Raw genomic sequence first — 23,580 nt, 5'->3', positions numbered from 1 at the left:
CAAGGAGACGGCATGGAATTCGTCACCACGCGCGAAGAGCTGAGAACGATCTACAAGACGCCTCGGCCGACCGACGGCTCGATCCGCAAGGAACTGAAGGCGCTGGATGGCCACAGCCGTTCCTTCATCGGCAAAAGCCCCTTCGTGCTGATCGGCTCCTCCGACGGCGCCGGCAATGCCGATGTGACGCCGAAGGGCGACAGGCCGGGCTTTGCCGCCGTGCTCGACGAGAAGACCATCGCCATCCCCGACCGGCCCGGCAACAACCGGCTCGACACGCTGGAGAACATTCTTCTCAACCCTTCGGTCGGGCTGCTCTTCCTCATCCCGGGCATGAACGAGACGCTGCGCGTCAATGGCGACGCCCGCATCACCGTCGATGCGGGCCTGCGCGAGCGGCTCGCTGTCGACGGCAAGGAACCGCAAAGCGTCGTCCTGGTGACGGTCAAGGCCGCCTACATGCATTGCGCCAAGGCTTTTATGCGCTCCGATCTGTGGAAGCCGGAAACCTGGTACGACCGCGCGACGCTGCCGACGCTCGGCCAGATCTTGCGCGACCAGCTGGCGCTCGCCGATTCGGCCGAGGCGACCGACCGCTGGCTGGACGAAGAATACAAACACACCATGTGGTAGCGTGACCGGCTACGAATCGCCCGAGCCCGCCTCTAAGCCTTTGCTGAACATCCTCGCCATTTCCGGCAGCCTGCGCGCCGCCTCGATCAATTCGGCCCTGGTCGCGGCGCTCGCGCAAAACGCGCCGCCGGACTGTCACGTGTCCGTCTATGACGGGCTTGGCCGCTTGCCGATTTTCAATCCGGATGACGAAGCGAGCGGACGCCACCGCAAGCATCCGCGCTGATCGACGCGGTCACCGCCGCTGACGGTGTGATCGTCTCCTGCCCTGAATATGCCCATGGTGTACCGGGCGGGCTGAAGAACGCGCTCGACTGGCTGGTGTCGCGCGACGCCGCTGTCAGCAAGCCGGCCATGCTGGTGCACGCCTCGCCGCGATCGCTGTTTGCCCGCGCGCCTCTGGCCGAGATCATGCGCACCATGTCTTTCGCGCTTTTTGAAGACACCGCGCTCGAAATCGCCCTGCTCGGCAAGAGGCCACCGGAGGTGGACAAAATCCTATCGGAGCCGGCAAGCCAACTGGCAATGCACAACGCCATTTCGGCCTTCGCCGATTTCATCCGGTCGCGTTAAGCGGCGGCCACCGTGCTTTCGTTGTCCCGGAGCGGAGCGAACGCTAAGGGCGTCGGCGACAAAGCTGCCGATCTCCCCCCACGTGGGGGAGATGCCCGGCAGGGCAGAGGGGGGCGCTGTCCCGCAGCCTCTCGCAAACTTCCTTCCGTCTCAACGTCTCGACATTGGTCTCGCCGGCGAACCACACGCGCAGCGACCTCTTCGAAAACCCCGCGGCCGCTCAAAATGTCTTTGCGCCGTTGACCATCAGCCGGACCATGTAGAGCGAGGTCGTGCCGGCGATGTAGAGGCAGTTCAGCTTGTTGCCGCCGAACACGCAATTGGCGACGACTTCCGGCACCTTGATCTTGCCGATCAGCGTCCCGTCCGGATCGTAGCAATGGATGCCGTCGGCGGCACTGGTCCAGATCCGGCCCTGGTCATCGAGCCTGAAACCATCGAACAGGCCGGCCGTGCAATCGGCGAAGACCTTTCCGCCTGAGACCTTCTTGCCGGCCCCGTCGACATCGAACACCCGCATATGCGCCGGATTCTGCGCGCCATGCGTGCGGCCGGTATCGACGACATAGAGCTTGCTCTCGTCGAGCGAGAAGGCAAGCCCGTTGGGCCTGACCATGTCGGTGATCACCGCTTCGATCTCGCCGGTGCCGGGGTCGGCCCGGTAGACATGGCAGGCGCCGATCTCGCTCTCGGCCTTGTCGCCCTCATAATCCGTATCGATGCCGTAGGTCGGGTCGGTGAACCAGATCGAACCATCGGACTTGACCACCGCATCGTTGGGCGAGTTCAGCCGCTTGCCGCGCCATTTGTCGGCTATGGTGGTGATGGAGCCGTCATGCTCGGTGCGGCTGACGCGGCGGCCCGAATGCTCGCAAGTGACCAGCCGGCCCTGCCGGTCGACGGTGTTGCCATTGGAATTGCCCGACGGCTGCCGGAACACGCTGACGCTGCCGTCGGTCTCGTCGTAGCGCAGCATGCGGTTGTTGGGAATGTCGGACCAGACCACATAACGGCCGGCCGCAAACCAGGCCGGCCCTTCCGCCCACCGGCATCCGGTGAACAGCTTGTCCATCTGTGCGTTGCCGTTGAACAGCCGCGCAAAGCGTGGATCGAGAATTTCGTAGTGTTCCGCGGTCATGGTTTCCTCCCGATCATGCAATCGTTGGTGCCGGCGCGATCAAGCCAGCCGGCGATCGATATGGCAAGATCGTTGATACCGGTCTCATCGCATCTTGACGGAGACGGGCAACGCCGCCCTTGCACAGATGGTAAAACCCAAATGACGGGTCATGCGCCGTTAACCGGCTATGCGCTCAGTGCAATGGTGCATTGCAACATCTTATTTTTGCAGCGCATCATAACTATGTCATGCTGCGTATCGATCAGGGAGGAACAACCTGCCGCAACAATGCGGCGCAGAAGGAACCTCGCTATGATTCTCGACAACCTCATGAGCCGCGCTCGCACCAGCATCGCCAAGCGCCGGCAATACAACCGCCTCATCGCCGAAATCGACTCGTTTTCCAGCCGCGATCTGGCCGACATGCGCGCCGACCGCAGCGAAATGCTCTACCAGGTCCACAAGCAGATCTACGGCTGAGCCTTCGGTCGAGTAACGCAACTCGGCCGCGCCGAGGCGCGTAGAGAGCAAGGTCAGGCCGAATCGTTTTGCAGGCCGGCTGAATATCAACGCGCCGCCAGCGCTTTTTCGATTTCGGGCAGCAGCAGCGTTTGTGCTGAGCCCGGCGTCAGCGGGCCGACATGCTTGTAGGCGATCTTGCCGTCCTTGCCGACGACAAAGGTTTCCGGCACGCCGTAGACCCCCCAGTCGATCGCCGCGCGCCCTGCCGTGTCGACGCCGATCGCCTGGAACGGGTTGCCGAGATCGCCGAGGAACCGGCGGGCGTTTTCCGGCTGGTCCTTGTAGTTGAGCGCGGCGATGACGAAGCGCTTGTCCTGCGACAGCGCCAGCAGCAGCGGATGTTCGTCGCGGCAAGGCCCGCACCACGACGCGAAGACGTTGACCAGCGTGACCTTGCCGGCAAACTGCCTGGAATCGAGCCCCGGCAAATTCACGCCCTCCAGCGCCGGCAGATTGGTCTGCGGCGCCGGCAGGCCGATCAGCGCCGATGGCACTTCCGACGTGTCGCGACCGGACAGCAGCTGCGTCAGGAACAGCCCCGCCAGCCCGAGGAAAATCAGCAGTGGCAACAGCACGATCAGGCGGCGTGAGCGCGCCGGCGTTTCCGTCTCCATGCTCATGATTTCCCCGCCTTGTCGGAGCGCCGCCGCACGCCGGACGCTTCCAGCTCGGCGAGGTCTCGTCTGCGTGCACGCTGGTCGAGCAGGATCCAGCCGATCAGCCCGGCCAGCACCACGGCCGTGATGGCATAGGCAGCGGTCACATAGAGCGCATGCGCGCTCATATGGGTCGCTCCTCCGGTGCAAAACCTTTCAGCCGGACCATTTCGCTTCGTTCCAACATGCCTTCCCTTAACCCTGCGCCATCGGCTTCGCAATCGACAGCAGCGCCGCAGCCTTTGACGCCCTGTAATCACCAACGATGGCCGGCCAAATCAGTCGGTTCCATGGCGCAGCGCCAATGCTGCCGCAACCGGCCCCAGCACGGCAAGAAACAAGGTCAGCGCGGCAAGAATGAGGAAAGGCTGCAGGAATGGATCGGGGTTCGCCACCGCGCCATAGCTTGCCGAGACGCCGAAGATCAGCACCGGGATGGTCAGCGGCAGCACCAGCACCGAGATCAGCAGCCCGCCGCGCGGCAGTGCTACCGCTACCGCCGCACCGGCCGCGCCGATGAAGGTGATCGCCGGCGTGCCGACCAGAAGGGTCAGCGCCGTGGCGCCGATGCCGATCGGCTCCATATTCATGAACAGGCCGAGCAGGGGTGCGGCGATGACCAGCGGCAGCACGCTTCCTGCCCAATGCGCCAGGCATTTCGTCAGCACGGTCAGCGCCAGCATCTGCCGGTCGTCGCCGAGCACCAGCAGATCGAGCGAGCCGTCTTCCCGGTCGGCCTGGAACAATCGGTCCAGACCGAGCAGGCAAGCCAGCAAGGCGCCGATCCACAGGATCGCCGGGCCGATGCGGGCAAGCAGATTGAGGTCTGGCCCGACGCCGAAGGGGATCGTGGCGATCACCGCGAGAAAGAAGATCACGCCGGTCAGCGCCCCGCCGCCGGCCCGGATACTCAGGCGAATGTCGCGCAGGAAGAGGGCTAGCATGGTTTTAGATGCCCTTGCTCAGGCACCCCCCTCTGTCCTGCCGGACATCTCCCCCTCAAGGGGGGAGATTGGCTGTCACGACGGCCTTCGCCAATCGCAGTCGTTGAAAGATGGGCGCAACGACGAAGCTGCCAATCTCCCCCCTTGAGGGGGAGATGTCCGGCAGGACAGAGGGGGGTGGGCGGGAACGCCGACATTACCGAGTTTCCCCCATCCTCAATTCCTGTGCCCCCTCCAACCCCAGTGGCAGATGCGTCGCCGCAATAATGATTCCGTCCTCGTCCAGATGCTCCCGCATCAGCCGGCCGAATCGCTCTTCCGAAGCCTTGTCCAATCCGGCCGTCGGCTCGTCGAGCAGCCACAGCGGCCGCCGGCTGACCAGCAGTTTTGCGATCGCCGCGCGGCGGCGTTGTCCGGTGGAGAGATAGCCGAACGGCAGATGGCCGATACCGTCAAGCCCGACCATTGCCAGCGCCTCTTCGGCGCTCAAGAAATCCGCGCCTGAAAAATCGCGCCAGAAGCGCAGATTTTCCGCCACGCTCAGCGCCGTCTTCATCGCGTTCTGGTGGCCGAGATAGTGGCAGGCCGAGGCGGCCGACGGAAAATCCTCACCGCCACCTTCGAGAAGCAAACGGCCTGCCACCACCGGCAGCAACCCGGCAACGACCCTGAGCAGTGTCGATTTTCCCGCGCCGTTCGGCCCGGTGACGATCAGCGCCTGGCCTTTGCCAAGGGCAAAGTCGAGGCCGGAAAAAACCGCCTCGCCGCCGCGTTCGCCGCCCAGATTTTCGGCGATCAGCCGCATTCCTTGCCCGTCCCGAAAACGCCGCTTCACGGCAGCTGCCGCATCGCACAAAATAGCCGTTCGACTGTCTAGAACTATTCCAGGAAATTCTCTATATGCGGGGCATCCGTGCCAGCGGTCGGCACGGGAAGCGAATTAGCGCCGAACCAGCGCACGCGCCGCCTTGAACGGCTCGGGTTGGCTGGGAACGGACAGCGGAAATGGCCGTACCCGCACCTTTGCGCGTGATTGCATGCCATCGGCGTCCGTTCCCTTTCAGGCTGAACAGACAAGGACGGATCGCACGTGTCAAAATCCCTCGATAGTTTCAATTGCCGCCGCACGCTGACCGCGGGCGGCACCGACTATGTCTATTACGATCTTGTCGAGGCCGAGAAGAACGGCCTCACCGGTATCGCCCAGCTGCCCTATTCGATGAAAGTGCTGCTGGAGAACCTGCTGCGCAACGAGGACGGCCGTTCCGTCACCAAGGAGAGCATCCAGGCGGTCGCAGGCTGGCTGACCGACAGGGGCACTGCCGGGGTCGAGATAGCCTATCGCCCGGCCCGCGTGCTGATGCAGGATTTCACCGGCGTTCCGGCCGTGGTCGACCTGGCCGCGATGCGCGATGCCATGGCTTCGCTCGGCGGCGACCCGCAAAAGATCAATCCGCTGGTGCCGGTCGACCTGGTCATCGACCACTCGGTCATCGTCGATGAGTTCGGCACGCCGCTGGCTTTCGCCCGGAATGTCGAGCTTGAATACGAGCGCAACGAGGAACGCTACAAATTCCTGAAATGGGGCCAGCAGGCCTTCCGCAACTTCCGCGTCGTGCCGCCCGGCACCGGCATCTGCCACCAGGTCAATCTCGAATATCTCGGCCAGGTCGTGTGGACCAACACTGAAGGCGGCGAAACCACCGCCTATCCCGACACCTGCGTCGGCACCGATTCGCACACCACCATGATCAACGGCCTTGGCGTGCTCGGCTGGGGCGTCGGCGGCATCGAGGCCGAGGCCGCGATGCTTGGCCAGCCCGTCTCCATGCTGTTGCCCGAAGTCATCGGCTTCCGGCTCACCGGCAGGCTCAGGGAAGGCGTCACCGCCACCGACCTCGTGCTCACCGTCACCCAGATGCTGCGCAAGAAGGGCGTCGTCGGCAAGTTCGTCGAATTCTTCGGTCCGGGTCTGTCCAACATGACGCTGGCCGACCGCGCCACCATCGGCAACATGGCGCCCGAATATGGCGCCACCTGCGGCTTCTTTCCGGTCGATGGCGAAACCATCCGCTACCTCACCATGTCCGGCCGCGAGGAAAACCGCATCGCGCTGGTCGAGGCATACGCCAAGGCGCAAGGCATGTGGCGCGATACCGGCTCGGCCGACCCGGTCTTCACCGATCTGCTCGAACTCGATCTCGGCAGTGTCGTGCCGTCGATGGCCGGCCCCAAGCGTCCAGAGGGCAGGGTCGCGCTTGAAGGCATTCCGGCCGGCTTTGTCAAGGCGATGGAAACCGAATACAGGAAGGCGGTCGAAATCGACAAGCGCTATGCCGTCGAGGGCACCGACTACGACCTTGGCCATGGCGACGTCGTCATTGCCGCCATCACCTCCTGCACCAACACCTCGAACCCGAGCGTGCTGATCGGCGCCGGGTTGCTGGCACGCAACGCCAACCGGCTCGGGCTCAAGCAGAAGCCGTGGGTCAAGACATCGCTGGCGCCGGGCAGCCAGGTCGTCGCCGAATATCTGGAGAAATCCGGCCTGCAGAAGGAACTCGACCAGATCGGCTTCAACCTGGTCGGCTTCGGCTGCACCACCTGCATCGGCAATTCCGGCCCGTTGCCGGCGCCGATCTCCAGGACCATCAACGACAAGGGCTTGATTGCTGCCGCGGTGCTTTCCGGCAACCGCAATTTCGAAGGCCGCGTCTCGCCCGACGTGCAGGCGAACTACCTCGCTTCGCCGCCGCTGGTCGTCGCCCACGCGCTGGCCGGGACCGTGACCAAGGACCTGACCACCGAACCGCTCGGCGAGGACCGCGACGGCAACCCGGTCTACCTCAGGGACATCTGGCCGAGCTCGGTCGAGATCCAGGAGTTCATCGAGAAGAACGTGACGCGCGAACTGTTCGCCCGCAAATATGCCGACGTCTTCAAGGGCGACGAAAACTGGCAGGACGTCAAGGCGCCGGAAGGCCAGACCTATTCCTGGGACAACAATTCGACCTATGTGCAGAACCCGCCCTACTTCGCTGGCATGACATCGGGCTTCGGCACGATCGGCGACATCAAGGCCGCCCGCGTGCTCGGCCTGTTCGGCGACAAGATCACCACCGACCACATCTCACCGGCCGGCTCAATCAAGGCGGCCTCGCCGGCCGGCAAGTACCTCATCGATCATGGCGTCGGCGTTGCCGACTTCAATCAATACGGCACACGGCGCGGCAATCACGAGGTGATGATGCGCGGCACCTTCGCCAATATCCGCATCCGCAACCACATGCTGGGCGAGAACGGCCGCGAGGGCGGCTACACGATCCACTATCCGTCGAAGGAAGAGAAATCGATCTACGACGCCGCCATGGAGTACAAGAAGGAAGGCGTGCCGCTGGTCATCTTCGCCGGTGTCGAATACGGCAACGGCTCGTCGCGCGACTGGGCGGCCAAGGGCACCAACCTGTTGGGTGTTCGCGCGGTCATCGCTCAGTCCTTCGAGCGCATCCACCGCTCGAACCTGGTCGGCATGGGGGTCATCCCCTTCGTCTTCGAGGAGGGCACCTCATGGGCCTCGCTCAACCTCAAGGGCGACGAACTGGTCGAAATCGACGGACTGAGCGCCATCAAGCCGCGTCAGAAGATGATTGCGAAGATCACTTATGGCGACGGCACGGTGAAGAACATTCCGATCATCTGCCGCATCGATACGCTGGACGAGCTCGACTACTTCAAGAACGGCGGCATCCTGCAATATGTGCTGCGCGATCTAGCCGCATAGAGAGGGGAGTAAGGGAGTAGGGCAGTAAGGCAGTAGGGGAAAAGTCGCCTCCGCTGCCTCGTCCTATTCCCTACTCCTACTGCCCTACTGCCATACTGCCCTAATTTCGGCCCTCCGAACCGCGCTGCCGCCGCCAGCAGCACGCCGAGCATCAGCCCGTTGAGGATGTGCCACAGGAAATGCGTGCCGAGCGGGAAGCTGCCGCAGACCAGCGGATCGATCGTCCTGAAGATGACCGACACGACGAAGATCGCCGAGCCCGCCAGATTGTACCAGCCGGCGCGGTTGCCGCTCGCCGCCGCCCAGGCGCCGAAGAAGGCGAGCGCCAGGAAGGGCGGCAGGTAGCCGGTCGTGCCGTTCGATGCCTGGCGCAGCCAGTCCGGCACGGCCCAGGTCAACAACCCGGTGACGGCATAGAAGGCGAAGAAGATGGCGATCGCCTTGCCCCATTTCATGCCGAGGAAACGGCGCAGGTTGAACAGCGTGTAGGCCAGCGTGAACCCGGCGATCGGCAGCACGTCGGCCCAGACCGTGGCATGGTTGGCAAAGGTGTGGAACAGCGCCGAGCCGATGCCGATCGCCACCACCCACCAGGCCAGCATTTCGGCGAAGATGCCTGTGCCACACCGGCGCACCTCCCGGACACCCCACAGCCCGGCGACAAGAAAAGCCAGATTGGTCAGTGCGTTGATCGGTTCGGCCCAGAACTGTGGCCCGACCCGCTCGCAGTACAGGTCGACCGGAGTCAGGAGAGTTTGCCACATGCTGATTGTTGCCCGAATCGGTATCTACCCTGAAGTGTAGCCCGTCCTGGAGCGCCCTTGCAGTTGGCTGCAGCGGTAAAATTTTCACCGCAACGTGACTTCCCGTTGACTGCCGCTTCTGCCACATATTTCGCCAACCAGAACAAAGCCGGCCATCACCGGCGGGAGTCGAAACGGCTATGACACCTCGAAGACCATTGCGGCTTGCGGCGTTTGCGCTGGCCCTCTCGGTGCTTGCCGGAGCTGGACTTGCCGCCAATGCGCTTGCTGGCGAGGCCGATCGCTCCCAGACAGATAAATCCCTGGTCGGCCAGCCCTTGGGCGTGGTCGAGCTCTTCACCAGCCAGGGCTGCAGTTCCTGCCTGCCGGCCGATGCGTTTTTCGCCGAGCTTGCCGCCAAGGAGAACATCGTCGCGCTCGCCTATCACGTCGACTACTGGGATTATCTCGGTTGGAAGGACACGCTGAGCCGCAAGGAGAACACCGAGCGGCAGTATGAATATATGCGTGCCTTCGGCAGCCGCTCGGTCTATACGCCGCAGGCCGTCATCAATGGCCGCAGCCATGTCAACGGCGCCCGCCGCGAGGAAGTCGACGGCGCGCTCGCCCGGATGGAAACGTCCGGCGAAGGCATGCAGGTCCCCATCGACGTCAGCCGGACCAGCGACCGCGTCATCATCGACGCCGGCGATGCCGGGAGCGGCCCCAGCGATGCCCATGTCGTCATCGTCTATTTCGACCCGCCGCAGACGATCAAGATCGGCAAGGGCGAGAACATCGGCCGCAGCATGACCTATTGGAACGCCGTCTCCGGCATCCAGACCGCCGGCATGTGGCACGGCAAGGCGCAGCGCTACGAATTGCCGATGAGCGTGATTGCCAAGAAAGGCGGCTGCGCCGTGCTGCTGCAATCGGTGGGCAAGGACGGCATGCCGGGCGCCATCCTGGGCGCCGCCCTGATCCACAAGCCCTGAACGCCCTCTCCTTCTCCCCTTGTGAGGCCCGAAGGGCGGGCGAGGCCCACGACTCGCCCCGGGTGGTGGATCGGCGCGCAGCGTCGAAGGAATGAGGCAGCGGCGATTTCAAGCAAATTGCCAAGCTGCAACACCCCTCATCCGTCGCCTTCGGCGACACCTTCTCCCACAAGGGGAGAAGGGAAGGCCGCGCATTCACTCGGCCAATAAAATAAAAAACCGACGTCAGCTTGCTTCTGACGCCGGTCATTTAGGTTTTGGGATCGTCGCACTCGATTTCTCCAAGAGAGAAACCGAGGTTGGTTCGATCCGACGCAGACCCGTGGGCGGGGGGCTTGGGGTTTACGAGCCAGTGCCGGACCGAACCGTCTCAGGCAACACCCGTAAATTCGTCGGAGATTGGGGCAATAGCGCGGTAAAAATAAGGCAGGATTGTGGCGAAGCATCACCAATTTCAACGGGCGTTTTTATAAACGTGACTGGACACCGCGGAAACGTTGCGCCGCCTGCCTTTGCCCAGCCGGGCTTGCAATTCCATGGCGAAAGCGCCAACTTTGATTAGTGTAAGATTCATTCGAAGGGATCGAGGCATGACTGATCACGGCAGTGGGACGGAGGATGGGGACGCATCCGCAATACTGATCCCGCTGCATGAGGCAAGACGTGAACGCCTCGACCAGCCGGTGCGGTTCGACCGGCGTGAATTGGACCAGATCCTGAGGCTTTACGGGCGCATGGTCGCCGCCAATGAATGGCGCGACTACGCCATCGACCATCTTGCCGACCGCGCCGTCTTTTCCGTCTTCCGTCGCACCAGCGAGGTGCCGCTGTTCCAGATCGTCAAGGATCCGAAGCTGGCGCGCCGGCAAGGCGCTTTCGCCGTCATTGCCGCCGGCGGCCGCATCCTCAAGCGCGGCCAGGAACTTGGTCGCGTGCTTGGCGTGTTCGACCGCACGCTGAAACTGGTCGAGGCCTGACTACTGGTTTTGCTTCCGGAATCTCTGCTCCGGCAGTGAGTTGGGATCGGGCGGAACCTGAGACCCGCCATTGATCGGCAGTTGCATGAACACCGTGTCGAGCCAGCGTCCGTGCTTGTAGCCGGAGCCTTCCAGACGGCCCGAATGGCGAAAGCCGAGCTTTTCATGCAGCCGGACCGAGGCACTGTCCGGCCGACCGTCGCCGATCACTGCGATGATCTGGCGGAAGCCCGCCGCCTCGGCCGCCGCGATCAGCCCTTGCATCAGCTTCAGCCCGATGCCATGGCCCTTGGCCTCGGGCGCGACATAGACAGAATCTTCGACGATGAACCGGTACGCAGGCCGCGCCCGGAAGGGGCCGGCATAGGCATAGCCGAGCACGATGCCGTCTTTTTCCGCCACCAGATAGGGAAAGCCGCCCGCTATCAAACTGTCGAAGCGCTCGCCCATCTCGGCACGATCAGGCGGCTCCAGTTCGTAGCTCGCCGTGCCGTGGGTCACCGCATCGGCATAGATGTCGGTGATCCAGTCGAGATCGGCCGGTGTCGCGCCGCGTATCGTGATGCTGCTCATAATTTATGCAAGCCGTTCATCTGCCTTCTATCACAGCAAAGGCCGGCACAGAAAGAAAGGGCGGCCGTTGGGCCGCCCTTTCCAAATTCGCTGGTCCACAGACTCAAGGGGCCGTTGTTAACGGCGATCGCCCATGAACTGCAGCAGGAACATGAACAGGTTGATGAAGTCGAGATAGAGCCTCAGAGCGCCCATGATCGCCTTGCGGCCGGCGACATCAGTCTCGTCGCCCTCGAAATACATCTCCTTGATGTTCTGCGTGTCGTAGGCGGTCAGCCCTGCGAAGACCAGCACGCCGATCGCCGAAACGGCGAAGGAAAGCGCCGACGACTGCAGGAAGATGTTGATCACACTTGCGATGATCAGACCGACCACGCCCATGATCAGGAACGAACCGAGCCCGGAAAGATCGCGCTTGGCCGTGTAGCCGTAGAGCGACAATCCGCCAAAGGCGGCGGCGGTGGCGAAGAAGGTCTGCGAGATGCTGGCGGTGGTGTAGACCAGGAAGATCGACGACAGCGACAGGCCGACGAGGCCGGCATAGACCCAGAACGTCGTCTGCGCGGCCGAAACGCTCATCGACTGGACGCGAAACGACAGGAACAGCACCGCTGCCAGGGGGGCAAAGATCACCAGCCATTTCAGCGGCGAGCCGAAGATCGCGTAGCCGAAGGATGTCAGCATGTCGCCGTTCGGCAGCGTAGCGACCGCCGAAGCCGGATCGGTGGTGGTGGCCAGCATGATCGTTCCGACCGCGGCGAGGCCGGTGATGAGGAGGCCAAGCCCCATCAGATTGTAGACCTTGATCATATAAGCGCGCAGGCCCTGGTCGATAGCAGCATCGACGCCGACGCCGGGCACGGCAGGCGTCTGATAATTGCGAACGGGTTCAGCCATGGAAATCCTCATATTGCTTCTGCCCCGTCCGGTGTCCGGTCGATTTGGACCGAGGCGCCGCTGGCGGGGCTCCAGCATGCCTGCCGCGAAATATGATGGTTATTGGCGTCAAGAACAAGACCGTAACCGGGCGTAATGCTTCGTGAAGTAGCAAAAATCCGGATTTATCGGCCGTCCGAAGCCCAACATTAACAAGATTTAACCAAATCCCGGTCGCGTTGAGCTTGCCGATCCTTGCAGATCAGAGATTGCGCAGCACCGGCGCCGCCTTGTGGCCCAGCACCCGCCAGGTGCCGGCGAGGCCGATGCCGACCGTGACCAGCAAGGCAAAGACGATGGTTGCCACCGCCACGTCGGGCATGAAATGCGACGGCAGTGTCATGACGCGCGCGACAACGAACCACGCCGCAATGCCGCCTGCCGCCAGCGCGAAGATCGCAGTGGCGAGGCCGATCAGCATGTATTCCAGCGAAAAGGCCGCGATCAGCGTCTTCCTGGTCGCGCCAAGCGTTTTCAGCACCACCGCATCGTGGATGCGGGCGCGGTTGCCGGCCGCCAACGCGCCGGCCAGCACCAGCACCGAGGCGATCAGCGCCACGCCGGCCGCGGCCCTGATCGCGGTGCCGAGTTGCGCCACCAGCCGGTTGACGATGTCGAGCGCGTCCTTGACCCTGACTGTCGTCACCGCGGGAAAGGCACGCGTGACGGCGTTGAGAAGACGGGCATCGTCGGCCGGCGACGCGCCCTTTTCGGTCAGCGTCGCCAGCCAGCTGTGCGGCGCGCCGGCAAATGTGCTGGGCGAGAACACCATGACGAAATTGATGCCCATCGTCTCCCACTCGACCTGGCGGAAATTGGCGATCTTCGCCGTCACGTTGCGGCCGAGCACGTTGACGGTGACGGTATCGCCGAGTTTCAGTCCGATCTCTTTGCCTTCCTCGGCCGAAAACGACACCAGCGGCTCGCCGGCATAATTGTCCGGCCACCATGTGCCTTCGGTCAGCGTCGCATTCGCAGGAATTCTGGCCTCGTAGGTCAGCCCGCGATCGCCGCGCAGCACCCAGGCCCCTTCCGCCGGGACCTTGACCTTGTCGACGTCGACGCCGTTCAGCGCCATCACCCGGCCGCGCAGCATCGGCACCTTGACCAGCGTGCCTTGCGGCGCCTCCCTGCCGACCAGTTCCGAGAACGCATCGACATCGCTGCTCTGGATATCGACGAAGAAGAAGTTCGGCGCCCGCTCCGGCAGGCTGCCGGAAATCTGCCGCCTGAGATTGCCGTCGATCAGCGCCAGCGTCACCAGAAGCGTCAGCCCCAGTCCCAGCGACAGCACCATCGACGGCGTCAAGGCGCCCGGCCGATGGATGTTGCCGATGGCGAGCCTGAGCACCGTCGAGCCAACGCGCGGGCTCCTTTTGGCGGCCCACTGCACCAGCGCGCCGACAAGGCGCAGCACCAAGAAAGCAAAAACGGTGGCGCCGACGAAGATCGAGGCGATGTAGCGGTCGCCGGAAAACAGAATGGCCAGCGCCGCCAGCAGCAGCGCGATGCCGAGCGCCGCCGCCGTGTAGAGCGGGCGCGGAAAACCGCGGCCCTCAAAACCCATTTCACGAAACAGCGCCGTCGCCGGCACGTCGCGCGCCCGGCCGAGCGGCAGCAAGGCGAAAGCCAGCGTCACCAGCAGCCCGAACAGCGCCGCCATGCCGAGCGCGCCGGGATAGAATCCGCCTTCCGCCGGCACCGGAATGATCGACTGGAGCGCCGCGCTCGCCGCGAACGGGATCAGCGCGCCAAGCACGACGCCGAGCGTGATGCCAAGCACGGCGATCATCAGGATCTGCACCAGGTAGACGGCAAAGACGAAACCGCCCGAAGCTCCCAGGCTCTTGAAGGTGGCAATGACGCCGCGCTTGCCGTCGAGATAGGCGCGCACCGCATTGGCCACGCCGACGCCGCCGACCACCAGCGCCGTCAGCCCGACCAGCGTCAGGAACTGCGAAAACCGTTCGATATTGGCGGACAACGCCGGTGCTGCATTGCTGCGCGTGCGGATCGACCAGCCGGACTCGGGAAACTCCTCCGCCGCCTGATCCTGAATGGCTTTTATGCGCGTCTCGCCGGTGCCGCCGGGCAGGCGGACCTTGTAGGCGTTCTCGACCAGGCTGCCGGGCTGGATCAAACCGGAAGCGGCAAGCCCGTCCGTCGAGATCATCAGCCGCGGCGCAAAGCCGAAGCCGTCGGATACCGCGTCCGGCTCGTTGACGAGCCGGGCACGCAGTTCGACGGTGGCGCTGCCCAGCTTCAGCCGGTCGCCGATCCGAAGGTTCAGCCGCTCGAACAAAAGGTCGGGTGCCGCGGCGCCGAAAACACCGGATTGCTCGCCGAACAATTCCTGCTTCGACAGCACCGGCTCGGTCTGCAGCGCGCCATAGAGCGGATAAGCGCCGTCGACCGCCTTGGCTTCGACCAGAGCCTGGTCGGAGCCGTCCTCGAGCCGCGCCATCGAGCGCATGTTGGCGCTGTGCGAGACCGTGCCCAGCCCGTCAAGGAAGACCTGCTCGGCTTGCGTCGCGGCGCGCTGATTGAGCTGAAAACGAAGATCGCCGCCGAGCAGCGACTGGCCTTCGTTGGCGACACCGGCGGTAATCGCCCGGGCCACCGAATTGACACCGCCGATCGCCGCGACGCCAAGCGCAATGCAGGCAAGGAAGATCAGGAAGCCGGACAGCCCGCCGCGCATCTCGCGCAGCGAGAAGCGGAAGGCGAGCTTCAGCGTGCGCGACAGCGGCATCAGGCCGGCACCTTGCCAGGCTTTGGAACCGGTTCTTGCGCATCCTCGATCCGGCCCGACCGCATCGACACCTGCCGGGAGCAGCGTGCGGCGAGCGCCGGATCGTGGGTGACCAGCACCAGCGTCATGCCGCGCTCGGCCGCTTTGGCGAACAGCAGATCGGCGACCTGCCGTCCCGTCGCCTGGTCCAGATTACCGGTCGGCTCGTCGGCGATCAGGATGCGCGGCGAAGGCGCCAGTGCCCGGGCGATCGCCACACGCTGCTGTTCGCCGCCGGACAATTCGCCGGGATAGTGAGCGACGCGATCGCTCAAGCCCACCGCCTCGAGCTCCCGCGCCGCCACCCCGAACGGATCGGCATGGCCGGCCAGTTCCAGCGGCACTGCGACATTTTCGAGCGCTGTCATATTGGGAATGAGGTGGAAGGACTGGAAAACGACGCCGATGTTTCGCCCACGAAACGATGCGATCTGATCCTCGCTCTTGCCGTTCAGCAATTCGCCGGCGATTCGTACCGTACCCGAATCGACACTTTCCAAACCGGCCAAAACCATCAGCAGCGTCGACTTTCCCGAGCCCGACGGCCCGACAATGCCGGTCGCCTCGCCACTTGCCACGTCTAGGCTGACGCCTTTCAGGACATGGACGGAAGACGCTCCTTCGCCGAGCGTCAGCGATACGTTTTTCAGCGCGATGACGGCTTCTGTCAAAATAAAATCGTCCTATATGGGAAAGGGAGGGCAGAATTCCGCCTACCGCCAGTATAATGTTCTCGGTCATATGGGCCCCTGCCGCATGGCTTTCAAACACCGACTTGCCGCAGCCTTCGTCCTTTTCCTCGGAATTTGCGGCGCCATTTCTTCGGCGCGCGCCGAGCCGTTCAAGATCGTCGGCTTCGGCGACAGCCTGATGGCAGGCTTTGGCCTCGGACCGGACGAAGGCTTCACCCGGAAACTTGAGACAGCACTCCGCGCCAAGGGCCACGATGTGACCGTCGCCAATGCCGGCGTATCCGGCGATACGTCGAGTGGCGGCCTGTCGCGGCTCGACTGGTCGGTGCCGGACGGCACGCAGCTTGTCATTCTCGAACTCGGTGCCAACGACATGCTGCGCGGCGTTTCTCCCAATATCACCCAAAAAAATCTCGACGCCATGCTGGCGAAGCTGAAGCAGCGCAACATCGCCGTGCTGCTGGCCGGCATGCGCGCCGCCCCCAATCTCGGCGCCGACTACCAGAACGGCTTTGACGCGATCTTCCCGAAACTGGCGGAAAAACACGGCGTCCCGCTCTATCCATTCTTTCTCGACGGCGTCGCCGGCGAACCAGCTATGCAACTCGAGGACGGCCTGCACCCGAATGCCAAGGGCGTCGACCGCATGGTCGAGCGCATACTGCCGGATGTCGAGAAAGCCATTGCCGTGGTTAAGGGCAACTCTTGAAGGGACCGGATTTCGATGATGCCACGCATTCCCCGCACGATTTGATTTTAGGCCAGGTGCAACCAACAAACCGCTTGCCCCGCTCGATTTTCGATGATTCGCTAGGGGCAGAGTTCGATTCGAGGACAGGAGGCTTGCCATGCCGCGTCTTTTCACCGCCCTCGAAATACCGCGTGATGCCGCCCTTTCGCTGTCCCTGCTCCGGGGCGGCCTGCCCGGGGCCCGTTGGATCGACGTCGAGAACTACCATATGACGCTGCGCTTCATTGGCGATGTCGAGGGCCATGTCGCCGACGAGATCGCCAACGCGCTCGACCGTGTCCACCGCCCATCCTTCGCGCTGACACTGTCCGGCGTCGGCGCCTTCGGCCAGAAAAAACCGCACGCGGTGTGGGCCGGCGTCTCCTTCTCGCCCGATCTTGCGGCGCTGCAAGCCGAGATCGAGCGCATCTGCCAGCGCCTCGGCATCCCCGCCGACCCGCGCAAATTCATGCCGCATGTGACGCTGGCCAGGTTGCGCAATTCGAGCCCGCTCGACGTCGCCCAGTATCTCTCGGCGCGCGGCAATTTTTCGACGCTGCCCTTCCGTGTCGGCCGCTTCGTCCTGATGTCGTCGCGCGATTCGGTCGGCGGCGGACCCTACATCGTCGAGGAGGCCTGGCCGCTGTCGGGCGCCGACAGCCGTGCCTCGAGCCGCGTCGCCAGCGCCTCCGACGCTTCGCGGATCATGCGGTAGACCGAGGCAAACGCCTCCGGCCCCTGATGATAGGGGTCCGGCACGTCGCCCACCTTTCCCTCGGCGAACTGGAGGAATAGATGGACACGGTCGCGCATGGCGGCAGGCACCAGCGCTTTAAGATCCCGGAGATTCGATCGGTCCATGGCGAGAATGAGGTCGAAACGCGAAAAATCGTCCGGCGCCAGCTTGCGCGCCGTCTGTCCGGAAATATCGACGCCGTGCCGCTTGGCGATCGAGATCGAGCGCGGGTCGGGTGCCGAACCGGCTTCCCAGTCGCTGGTCCCGGCCGAATCGAGCAGGATATCCCGATCGAGGCCGCGCTCTGCCAGGACGGCGCGCAACACGCCCTCCGCCAGTGGCGAGCGGCAGATATTGCCGAGACAGACAAAGAGAATGGATTTTATCGGCTTGGCGCTCATCGATCCGGCACTATGCTGAAGACTGCAAATCCAGATAGCACGGGAAGCGACCATGGCGAGAGAGAAACTGGGCAGGGAGGCGGTCGCCGAGGCGCTGGCCGGGCTCGACGGCTGGTCGCTGGCCGAGGATGGCGGCTCGATCGCGCGCAGCTTCACCTTCAGCGATTTTTCCGAAGCCTTCGCCTTCATGACCCGCGTCGCCCTGGCGGCGGAGAAGATCGACCATCACCCCGACTGGTCGAACGTCTACAACACGGTGAACGTGACGCTGAACACCCATGATGCCGGCGGCCTGACCGCGCTCGACTTCGAACTGGCCAGGACGATGGACCGCTATTTCGGTCAGGTCGTTGGAGATCTGTCGACGCCGTAGCCCCGATTTTCAGGCCGGGGAGCGGCCGAGCTCTTGTAGTGGGCTGGAGCTTTCACCACATTTTCCGCTGGCAGGCGCGCGTGGAACGCCATGCGCAGCCTCGTTAGGAGAGACTGATGGCGCAAAAATCAGGTTTTGATTTCTTCGGCTTTGGCGGCAAGCCGGGCGACGAGAGCGAAGTGCGCGAGAAATTCTGGCGCACGGCCAAGCGGGCTGCCCGGCAGATCCCGTTCATGGAGGAACTGGTCGCCGCCTATTACTGCGCCATGGACAAGAACACGCCGCTGCGCGCCAAGGGCATCCTGGTGGCGGCGCTCGGCTATTTCGTGCTGCCGGCTGACGTCATCCCCGACTTCGTCCTCGGACTGGGCTTTACCGACGACATCGCCGTGCTGACCGCCGCGATCACCACCGTCAAAGCCCACATCACATCAGCGCATCGGCTCGCCGCCAAACAGGCGATTGCCGACAACGGCTGAGCCGGCGATAAGGCAGAAAAGTCAAACTCTTGCCGCTTTCGTGGCATCCAAGTCGCGAAAGGGACGTTGCAACTGCCGCTTTCGAGCGACGGGCGCAAGGATGGCGGCGGTTTCCTGGGGTGGATGTCCTTTTCCTGAGGGAACTTCACCGTTTGGTAACCCAGATTAAATCAAAATGAAGCGACGGGCAGGACGCCGAGCCGGCCTGCCTCCGCACCATATATGGGAAAAGCGATGCGCGGATTGATTGCTACAATTTCGAGCCTGGCACTGGTGGCCATGACAGCGCCGGCTCTGGCGCAGTCGGCGACCAAGATCGGCCAGCACAATGCCTGGGGCACCTACAGTTACCAGGCGTCGGGCGGCAAGGTTTGCTATGTGTTGACCGTGCCGACCGAGAAGCAGCCGCCGACGCTTGACCATGGCGACATGTTCTTCTTCGTCAGCCAGCGGCCGGGACAGCAAGTGTCCTACGAGCCGCAATTCATCGCCGGCTACAATTTCCAGGAAAACTCCAAGGCCACCGTCACCATCGACGGCAAGAGCTTTTCGATGTTCACCCGCGGCAAGTCGGCCTGGGTCGAAAACGCCGCCGAGGAGCCGGTGCTGATCGCCGCGATGAAAACCGGCAGCGACATGAAGGTGCAGGCGAAGTCCGGCCGCGGCAACACCACCACCTATGTCTTTTCGCTGAAAGGCATTTCGGCGGCGCTGTCGTCCATCGCCAAGTGCAAATAGCCAAAGCCGGGTTTGAGTGAGCGGCCGGTCCGGGCCTGGCGCGGCTCTCCCTTCCCCCTTTGTGGGAAGAAGGTAAAGATCGCCCCTGCATGACTCCGCCGTCAAGCTGTGCTATGCGCCGCGCTTCATTTCGGGCACGATGCTGTAATCGGCCGTAAATCGCTTATATTGGCGCAACAATGACCCTCTCATTCGACCTTACCACTGAAGGCGCCCGTGACGCGTTGCGCGCCCGCGCCGCGCCGGCGGAAAAACCGTCGCTGATCGGCCTGACCCGCGCCGAGCTTGGCGCTGCGCTCGTTGCATCAGGCATCGTGCCGGAGCGCCAGGCCAGGATGCGCGCCCAGCAGCTCTGGCACTGGATGTATGTGCGCGGCGTCTCCGACTTTGCCGGTATGTTCAACATCTCCAAGGATCTGCGCGCCGAGCTCGACAAGCATTTTACCGTCGCCAGGCCCGAGATCGTCGAGGAGCAGATTTCCTCCGACGGCACGCGCAAATGGCTGTTTCGCTTTCCGCCGCGCGGCGCCGGCCGGCCGGTCGAGATCGAGACCGTCTACATTCCCGAAGAAGGCCGCGGCACGCTCTGCATCTCCTCACAGGTCGGTTGCACGCTGACCTGCTCCTTTTGCCACACCGGCACGCAGAAGCTGGTGCGCAACCTGACCGCGGAGGAAATCCTCGCCCAGCTTCTGACCGCCCGCGACCGGCTCGGCGATTTCCCCGACCGCGACACGCCCGATGGCGCCGTCGTTCCGGCCGAGGGCCGGAAAGTGTCCAACATCGTCATGATGGGCATGGGCGAGCCGCTCTACAATTTCGAGGCGGTGAAGAAGGCGCTGCTGATCGCGTCCGACGGCGACGGGCTTTCCCTGTCGAAGAGACGCATCACGCTGTCGACTTCCGGCGTCGTGCCGGAGATCTTCCGCACCGGCGACGAGATCGGTGTCATGCTGGCGATCTCGCTGCACGCCACCAATGACGATCTGCGCGACCTTTTGGTGCCGATCAACAAAAAATATCCCTTGAAAGAGCTGATCGCCGCCTGCCGCGCCTATCCCGGCCTGTCGAACGCCCGCCGCATCACCTTCGAATATGTGATGCTGAAGGACGTCAACGATTCGATCGAGGACGCCAAGGGGCTGATCAAGCTGCTCAAGGGCATTCCGGCCAAGATCAATCTGATCCCGTTCAACCCGTGGCCGGGCACCAACTACCAGTGCTCGGACTGGGAGACGATCGAGAAATTCGCCGACTACATCAACAATGCCGGCTATGCCTCGCCGATCCGCACGCCGCGCGGCCGCGATATCCTAGCCGCCTGCGGCCAGCTCAAGTCGGAGTCCGAGCGCATGCGCAAGGTCGATCGGCTCGCCCTGGAAGCGATGATGATCGCGGGGCACGGCGAGGCGTGAACCGCCTTGTCGCCTACCTCATCCGCTTCGCCATCATCCTGATCGGCTATGCCGTCGCTGCGCTGGCGGCCAGCGCCTTCCTCAACATCATGTTCCTGGCCTCGCTGGGCTATACGCCGGAGCACGCGGACCCTACGGCGACGGCTTCGCTGTATTTTTCAATCCCCTTCGTTGCGCTGTTCGTCGCCTATTTCGCCTTCATGCCGGCAGCGGTGGCGATTCTCGTCTCGGAAATCCTGGGACGGCGCGACTGGCTGTTCTATGCGCTGGCGGGCGCGGTGGTCGCGGCGGTCTTCCTCGGCTTCGCCCACCAGACCGCCGACGCCAATTTCGAGATCACCGACCCGCTCGTCGTCGCTGCCGTGATCGGCAGCGGCATGATCGGCGGCATTTTCTACTGGCTGAGCGCCGGGCGCTCGGCCGGAAGCTGGCGCCAAGCCGGAAGGTCTATTTCGCCTGGGCGGTCAGGATCTTGAGCGCGAAGGCCGAAAACACCCCGGCGAACAGATAGTCGACGACGCGCGTTACCCGCGGGCTGGCTTTCATCGCGCTCGAGAACTTTTCTGCCGCAAAGACCATCGGCGCTGTTACCGGGATCGACAAAACGACGAACATCGCGCCGAGGAAGAACAGTTTTCCGGGCGCGTTCGGATCATGCGCCGAGACGAACTGCGGCAGGAAGGTCATGAAGAACAGGATGATCTTCGGGTTGAGCAGATTGACGCCGAGCCCTGCCGCCCACGCACGGAACAGTGAAATCTCCGGCCCGCTCTTCTTCTCGGGTGAAAACGCCGATCCCTTGGTGATCGCTTGCCAGGCCAGGAAGACGAGATAGGCAGCGCCGAGAATCTTCAGGACAAAAAAGGCCGCTGGCGAGGCGACGATCAACGCCGAGATGCCGACCACCACAAGCGTGGTGTGGATCAGCGTGCCGAACAGCGCGCCGGCCATCGAGGCAAAGCCGGTGGCGCGGCCATGGCTCAGCGTGCGCGACACGAACAGCGTCATGTCGGGGCCCGGCGTGATCGCCAGGATCACGGTGGCGATGGCGAACTGGATCAGCGTGGTGGTGTCGGGAATGAAGGACATCTGCGGGCCCCTGGGTAAAGAAAGCGCAGCCTATAGCGCAAGCGTCTTCTCCGCACCAGCGACTGGCCGGCACAAGGGCTGATCCAGTATGCCAGCAGCGACCGAGGGACCGTTCGTCTCTTGCGCAGCCCGGAAAGGCCGTGATACCTCGCCCGCAAAGAACCCTGTCGCGGAACAGCCAAATGTCGAAAGCAAAAGCCGTCAAGAAGGTCGTGCTCGCCTATTCCGGCGGCCTCGACACCTCCATCATCCTGAAATGGCTGCAGACCGAGCTTGGCGCCGAGGTGGTCACCTTCACCGCCGATCTCGGCCAGGGCGGCGAACTGGAGCCGGCGCGGCGCAAGGCCGAGATGATGGGCATCAAGGACATCCGCATCATGGATGTGCGCGAGGAGTTCGTTTCCGACTTCGTCTTCCCGATGTTTCGCGCCAATGCCGTCTATGAAGGCACCTATTTGCTCGGCACCTCGATCGCCCGGCCGCTGATCTCCAAGCACCTGGTCGAGATCGCAAAAGAAACCGGCGCCGATGCGATTGCGCATGGCGCCACCGGCAAGGGCAATGATCAGGTCCGCTTCGAGCTTTCGGCCTATGCGCTCAATCCCGACATCAAGGTCATCGCGCCATGGCGCGACTGGTCGTTCAAGTCGCGCACCGACCTGATCAACTTCGCCGAGCAGCACCAGATCCCGGTGCCGAAGGACAAGAAGGGCGACGCGCCGTTTTCGGTCGACGCCAATCTTCTGCATTCGTCCTCCGAAGGCAAAGTGCTGGAAGACCCGTGGAGCGAGCCGCCGGAATTCGTCCACCAGCGCACCATCTCGCCGATGGACGCGCCGAACAAGGTCACCGAGATCGAAATCGAATTCCTGAAGGGCGATCCGATCGCGCTCGACGGCAAAAAACTGTCGCCGGCGACGATGCTGGCGGCGCTCAACGATCTCGGCCGCGACAACGGCATCGGCCGGCTCGACCTGGTCGAGAACCGTTTCGTCGGCATGAAATCGCGCGGCGTCTACGAGACCCCCGGCGGCACCATCCTGATATCAGCCCACCGGGCGATCGAATCGATCACGCTCGATCGTGGCGCCGCCCACCTCAAGGACGAGTTCATGCCGCGCTACGCCGAGCTGATCTACAACGGCTTCTGGTTCGCGCCCGAGCGCCTGATGCTGCAGGCGATGATCGACAAGAGCCAGGAAGATGTCGAAGGCACGGTGCGGCTGAAACTCTACAAGGGCAACGTCATCGTCACCGGCCGCAAGTCGAAGAAGACGCTCTATTCCGACGCGCTGGTCACCTTCGAGGATGACCGCGGCGCCTACGACCAGAAGGACGCCGAAGGTTTTATCCGCCTCAACGCGCTGAGGTTGCGGACGCTGGCGGCGCGGAGCCGAAAAAGCTAGCCAGTTTCTCTGCACGGAGGGCTTTGGCTCTTAGACCGAGCCCCCAAAAGGGACGATGGACGGTCGTTGGCGGCCGCCTGCCCCCAGCTGCCAATCACCAGCGTCTGCGACAAGCCGTGAGCTACTACGCCTTCGTCATCCCAGGACGAAGCAAGGAGCGAAGCGACGCGGCGCAGACCCTGGGATCCATTCCGTGACATCAGCCCAAGAATGCAGCGGCTCAGAACGGCGCTTGCGTCCACCGCTGCGCCAATGGAAGATCGAACTGATCGAGAAG

24 protein-coding genes and 2 pseudogenes are annotated in these 23,580 nt (G+C 63.4%); 14 read left to right on the top strand and 12 right to left on the bottom strand.

Going from position 1 to position 23,580, the window contains the following annotated elements; translation table 11 throughout:
* Positions 1 to 12: 12 nt before the first annotated feature.
* Positions 13 to 633 carry a pyridoxamine 5'-phosphate oxidase family protein gene (locus M727_RS0117170; protein WP_027153702.1) on the top strand — a complete coding sequence of 207 codons (621 nt, stop codon included), beginning with the start codon at positions 13 to 15 and terminating at the stop codon, positions 631 to 633.
* Position 634: 1 nt separating this feature from the next.
* A pseudogene (locus M727_RS44005) lies at positions 635 to 1,206 on the top strand (NADPH-dependent FMN reductase).
* Between the two features lie 220 nt (positions 1,207 to 1,426).
* On the opposite strand, the gene M727_RS0117160 reads toward M727_RS44005, so the two are convergent.
* On the bottom strand, positions 1,427 to 2,344 hold the full coding sequence (locus M727_RS0117160; RefSeq protein WP_027153701.1) for an SMP-30/gluconolactonase/LRE family protein: 918 nt from the start codon (positions 2,342 to 2,344) through the stop codon (positions 1,427 to 1,429).
* 294 nt (positions 2,345 to 2,638) lie between these two features.
* Between M727_RS0117160 and M727_RS40070 the strand changes: the two genes are divergently transcribed.
* Entirely contained in the window at positions 2,639 to 2,806 is a 168-nt protein-coding gene (locus M727_RS40070; RefSeq protein WP_084646772.1) for a hypothetical protein, read from the top strand.
* 86 nt (positions 2,807 to 2,892) lie between these two features.
* On the opposite strand, the gene M727_RS0117150 is transcribed toward M727_RS40070, so the two are convergent.
* The 4 genes from M727_RS0117150 to ccmA all read right to left on the bottom strand — a co-directional run bounded on the left by M727_RS0117150 (position 2,893) and on the right by ccmA (position 5,253).
* Positions 2,893 to 3,468: a DsbE family thiol:disulfide interchange protein gene (locus M727_RS0117150; protein WP_027153700.1), complete on the bottom strand. Its 576-nt coding sequence runs from the start codon at positions 3,466 to 3,468 to the stop codon at positions 2,893 to 2,895.
* The gene (ccmD, locus tag M727_RS0117145; RefSeq protein WP_023803344.1) at positions 3,465 to 3,632 is read right to left on the bottom strand and encodes a heme exporter protein CcmD; all 168 of its coding nucleotides are present in this window, start codon (positions 3,630 to 3,632) and stop codon (positions 3,465 to 3,467) included. Before ccmD ends, M727_RS0117150 begins: the two co-directional genes overlap by 4 nt.
* Positions 3,633 to 3,782: 150 nt before the next feature.
* A complete protein-coding gene (ccmB, locus tag M727_RS0117140; protein ID WP_023803343.1) occupies positions 3,783 to 4,448 on the bottom strand; it encodes a heme exporter protein CcmB in 666 nt (221 codons plus the stop codon).
* 196 nt (positions 4,449 to 4,644) lie between these two features.
* Positions 4,645 to 5,253, bottom strand: a complete 609-nt coding sequence (gene ccmA, locus M727_RS0117135) for a heme ABC exporter ATP-binding protein CcmA (protein WP_027153699.1) — start codon at positions 5,251 to 5,253, stop codon at positions 4,645 to 4,647.
* A gap of 285 nt (positions 5,254 to 5,538) precedes the next feature.
* On the opposite strand from ccmA, the gene acnA reads away from it, so the two are divergent.
* Positions 5,539 to 8,229: an aconitate hydratase AcnA gene (gene acnA, locus M727_RS0117130; RefSeq protein WP_027153698.1), complete on the top strand. Its 2,691-nt coding sequence runs from the start codon at positions 5,539 to 5,541 to the stop codon at positions 8,227 to 8,229.
* A gap of 104 nt (positions 8,230 to 8,333) precedes the next feature.
* On the opposite strand, the pseudogene M727_RS36645 reads toward acnA, so the two are convergent.
* Positions 8,334 to 8,993 (bottom strand): annotated as a pseudogene (locus tag M727_RS36645) (ceramidase domain-containing protein); the annotation flags it as partial.
* A gap of 179 nt (positions 8,994 to 9,172) precedes the next feature.
* On the opposite strand from M727_RS36645, the gene M727_RS0117120 reads away from it, so the two are divergent.
* Together M727_RS0117120 and M727_RS0117115 are read left to right on the top strand one after the other, a co-directional pair.
* On the top strand, positions 9,173 to 9,967 hold the full coding sequence (locus M727_RS0117120; protein WP_027153697.1) for a thioredoxin family protein: 795 nt from the start codon (positions 9,173 to 9,175) through the stop codon (positions 9,965 to 9,967).
* A 590-nt stretch (positions 9,968 to 10,557) separates the two neighbouring features.
* Positions 10,558 to 10,944, top strand: a complete 387-nt coding sequence (locus M727_RS0117115; RefSeq protein ID WP_023803338.1) for a DUF2794 domain-containing protein — start codon at positions 10,558 to 10,560, stop codon at positions 10,942 to 10,944.
* On the opposite strand, the gene M727_RS0117110 is transcribed toward M727_RS0117115, so the two are convergent.
* From M727_RS0117110 to M727_RS0117095, 4 genes are all read right to left on the bottom strand, one after another.
* Positions 10,945 to 11,517 (bottom strand): GNAT family N-acetyltransferase, encoded by a 573-nt coding sequence (locus M727_RS0117110; protein ID WP_027153696.1) that lies wholly within the window; start codon positions 11,515 to 11,517, stop codon positions 10,945 to 10,947.
* Positions 11,518 to 11,634: 117 nt separating this feature from the next.
* Positions 11,635 to 12,414: a Bax inhibitor-1/YccA family protein gene (locus M727_RS0117105; protein WP_027153695.1), complete on the bottom strand. Its 780-nt coding sequence runs from the start codon at positions 12,412 to 12,414 to the stop codon at positions 11,635 to 11,637.
* Between the two features lie 241 nt (positions 12,415 to 12,655).
* Positions 12,656 to 15,205, bottom strand: a complete 2,550-nt coding sequence (locus M727_RS0117100; protein ID WP_027153694.1) for an ABC transporter permease — start codon at positions 15,203 to 15,205, stop codon at positions 12,656 to 12,658.
* On the bottom strand, positions 15,205 to 15,915 hold the full coding sequence (locus tag M727_RS0117095; protein ID WP_027153693.1) for an ABC transporter ATP-binding protein: 711 nt from the start codon (positions 15,913 to 15,915) through the stop codon (positions 15,205 to 15,207). Before M727_RS0117095 ends, M727_RS0117100 begins: the two co-directional genes overlap by 1 nt.
* 85 nt (positions 15,916 to 16,000) lie before the next feature.
* On the opposite strand from M727_RS0117095, the gene M727_RS0117090 reads away from it, so the two are divergent.
* Both M727_RS0117090 and thpR read left to right on the top strand, forming a co-directional pair.
* On the top strand, positions 16,001 to 16,645 hold the full coding sequence (locus tag M727_RS0117090; protein ID WP_027153692.1) for an arylesterase: 645 nt from the start codon (positions 16,001 to 16,003) through the stop codon (positions 16,643 to 16,645).
* A gap of 139 nt (positions 16,646 to 16,784) precedes the next feature.
* On the top strand, positions 16,785 to 17,381 hold the full coding sequence (gene thpR / locus M727_RS0117085; protein WP_027153691.1) for an RNA 2',3'-cyclic phosphodiesterase: 597 nt from the start codon (positions 16,785 to 16,787) through the stop codon (positions 17,379 to 17,381).
* Here thpR and M727_RS36640 read toward each other — a convergent pair.
* Positions 17,285 to 17,803 carry a low molecular weight protein-tyrosine-phosphatase gene (locus M727_RS36640; RefSeq protein ID WP_036262501.1) on the bottom strand — a complete coding sequence of 173 codons (519 nt, stop codon included), beginning with the start codon at positions 17,801 to 17,803 and terminating at the stop codon, positions 17,285 to 17,287. The genes thpR and M727_RS36640 overlap by 97 nt on opposite strands.
* Before the next feature lie 52 nt (positions 17,804 to 17,855).
* Here M727_RS36640 and M727_RS0117075 point away from each other — a divergent pair, with 52 nt between their 5' ends.
* From M727_RS0117075 to M727_RS0117055, 5 genes are all read left to right on the top strand, one after another.
* Positions 17,856 to 18,176 carry a 4a-hydroxytetrahydrobiopterin dehydratase gene (locus tag M727_RS0117075; protein WP_027153690.1) on the top strand — a complete coding sequence of 107 codons (321 nt, stop codon included), beginning with the start codon at positions 17,856 to 17,858 and terminating at the stop codon, positions 18,174 to 18,176.
* Positions 18,177 to 18,292: 116 nt separating this feature from the next.
* Positions 18,293 to 18,655 carry a YkvA family protein gene (locus M727_RS0117070; RefSeq protein ID WP_023803329.1) on the top strand — a complete coding sequence of 121 codons (363 nt, stop codon included), beginning with the start codon at positions 18,293 to 18,295 and terminating at the stop codon, positions 18,653 to 18,655.
* A gap of 234 nt (positions 18,656 to 18,889) precedes the next feature.
* Complete coding sequence (locus M727_RS0117065; protein WP_027153689.1) at positions 18,890 to 19,393, top strand: invasion associated locus B family protein; 504 nt, start codon at positions 18,890 to 18,892, stop codon at positions 19,391 to 19,393.
* Between the two features lie 179 nt (positions 19,394 to 19,572).
* Positions 19,573 to 20,808 carry a 23S rRNA (adenine(2503)-C(2))-methyltransferase RlmN gene (rlmN, locus tag M727_RS0117060; RefSeq protein ID WP_027153688.1) on the top strand — a complete coding sequence of 412 codons (1,236 nt, stop codon included), beginning with the start codon at positions 19,573 to 19,575 and terminating at the stop codon, positions 20,806 to 20,808.
* A complete protein-coding gene (locus M727_RS0117055) occupies positions 20,805 to 21,284 on the top strand; it encodes a hypothetical protein (protein ID WP_027153687.1) in 480 nt (159 codons plus the stop codon). Before rlmN ends, M727_RS0117055 begins: the two co-directional genes overlap by 4 nt.
* Here M727_RS0117055 and M727_RS0117050 read toward each other — a convergent pair.
* Complete coding sequence (locus tag M727_RS0117050; RefSeq protein WP_027153686.1) at positions 21,256 to 21,897, bottom strand: LysE family translocator; 642 nt, start codon at positions 21,895 to 21,897, stop codon at positions 21,256 to 21,258. The genes M727_RS0117055 and M727_RS0117050 overlap by 29 nt on opposite strands.
* Before the next feature lie 182 nt (positions 21,898 to 22,079).
* Here M727_RS0117050 and M727_RS0117045 point away from each other — a divergent pair, with 182 nt between their 5' ends.
* Entirely contained in the window at positions 22,080 to 23,303 is a 1,224-nt protein-coding gene (locus M727_RS0117045; RefSeq protein ID WP_027153685.1) for an argininosuccinate synthase, read from the top strand.
* The last annotated feature ends 277 nt before the right edge of the window (positions 23,304 to 23,580 follow it).

The sequence above is a fragment of the Mesorhizobium sp. WSM2561 genome (genome assembly GCF_000513915.1).
Lineage (GTDB): Bacteria > Pseudomonadota > Alphaproteobacteria > Rhizobiales > Rhizobiaceae > Mesorhizobium > Mesorhizobium muleiense.
Note: the sequence above shows the minus strand (reverse complement) of the source record. Positions and strands in the feature narration are given on the sequence as shown.

Coding starts and splice junctions, on each gene's coding strand:
- M727_RS0117045 (WP_027153685.1), top strand. CDS start 22,080: ATGTCGAAAGCAAAAGCCGTCAAGAAGGTCGTGCTCGCCTATTCCGGC.
- M727_RS0117150 (WP_027153700.1), bottom strand. CDS start 3,468: ATGAGCATGGAGACGGAAACGCCGGCGCGCTCACGCCGCCTGATCGTG.
- M727_RS40070 (WP_084646772.1), top strand. CDS start 2,639: ATGATTCTCGACAACCTCATGAGCCGCGCTCGCACCAGCATCGCCAAG.
- ccmD (WP_023803344.1), bottom strand. CDS start 3,632: ATGAGCGCGCATGCGCTCTATGTGACCGCTGCCTATGCCATCACGGCC.
- M727_RS36640 (WP_036262501.1), bottom strand. CDS start 17,803: ATGAGCGCCAAGCCGATAAAATCCATTCTCTTTGTCTGTCTCGGCAAT.
- M727_RS0117070 (WP_023803329.1), top strand. CDS start 18,293: ATGGCGCAAAAATCAGGTTTTGATTTCTTCGGCTTTGGCGGCAAGCCG.
- ccmB (WP_023803343.1), bottom strand. CDS start 4,448: ATGCTAGCCCTCTTCCTGCGCGACATTCGCCTGAGTATCCGGGCCGGC.
- M727_RS0117120 (WP_027153697.1), top strand. CDS start 9,173: ATGACACCTCGAAGACCATTGCGGCTTGCGGCGTTTGCGCTGGCCCTC.
- M727_RS0117065 (WP_027153689.1), top strand. CDS start 18,890: ATGCGCGGATTGATTGCTACAATTTCGAGCCTGGCACTGGTGGCCATG.
- M727_RS0117160 (WP_027153701.1), bottom strand. CDS start 2,344: ATGACCGCGGAACACTACGAAATTCTCGATCCACGCTTTGCGCGGCTG.
- rlmN (WP_027153688.1), top strand. CDS start 19,573: ATGACCCTCTCATTCGACCTTACCACTGAAGGCGCCCGTGACGCGTTG.
- M727_RS0117115 (WP_023803338.1), top strand. CDS start 10,558: ATGACTGATCACGGCAGTGGGACGGAGGATGGGGACGCATCCGCAATA.
- M727_RS0117100 (WP_027153694.1), bottom strand. CDS start 15,205: ATGCCGCTGTCGCGCACGCTGAAGCTCGCCTTCCGCTTCTCGCTGCGC.
- ccmA (WP_027153699.1), bottom strand. CDS start 5,253: ATGCGGCTGATCGCCGAAAATCTGGGCGGCGAACGCGGCGGCGAGGCG.
- M727_RS0117105 (WP_027153695.1), bottom strand. CDS start 12,414: ATGGCTGAACCCGTTCGCAATTATCAGACGCCTGCCGTGCCCGGCGTC.
- M727_RS0117090 (WP_027153692.1), top strand. CDS start 16,001: ATGGCTTTCAAACACCGACTTGCCGCAGCCTTCGTCCTTTTCCTCGGA.
- thpR (WP_027153691.1), top strand. CDS start 16,785: ATGCCGCGTCTTTTCACCGCCCTCGAAATACCGCGTGATGCCGCCCTT.
- M727_RS0117050 (WP_027153686.1), bottom strand. CDS start 21,897: ATGTCCTTCATTCCCGACACCACCACGCTGATCCAGTTCGCCATCGCC.
- M727_RS0117170 (WP_027153702.1), top strand. CDS start 13: ATGGAATTCGTCACCACGCGCGAAGAGCTGAGAACGATCTACAAGACG.
- M727_RS0117110 (WP_027153696.1), bottom strand. CDS start 11,517: ATGAGCAGCATCACGATACGCGGCGCGACACCGGCCGATCTCGACTGG.
- M727_RS0117075 (WP_027153690.1), top strand. CDS start 17,856: ATGGCGAGAGAGAAACTGGGCAGGGAGGCGGTCGCCGAGGCGCTGGCC.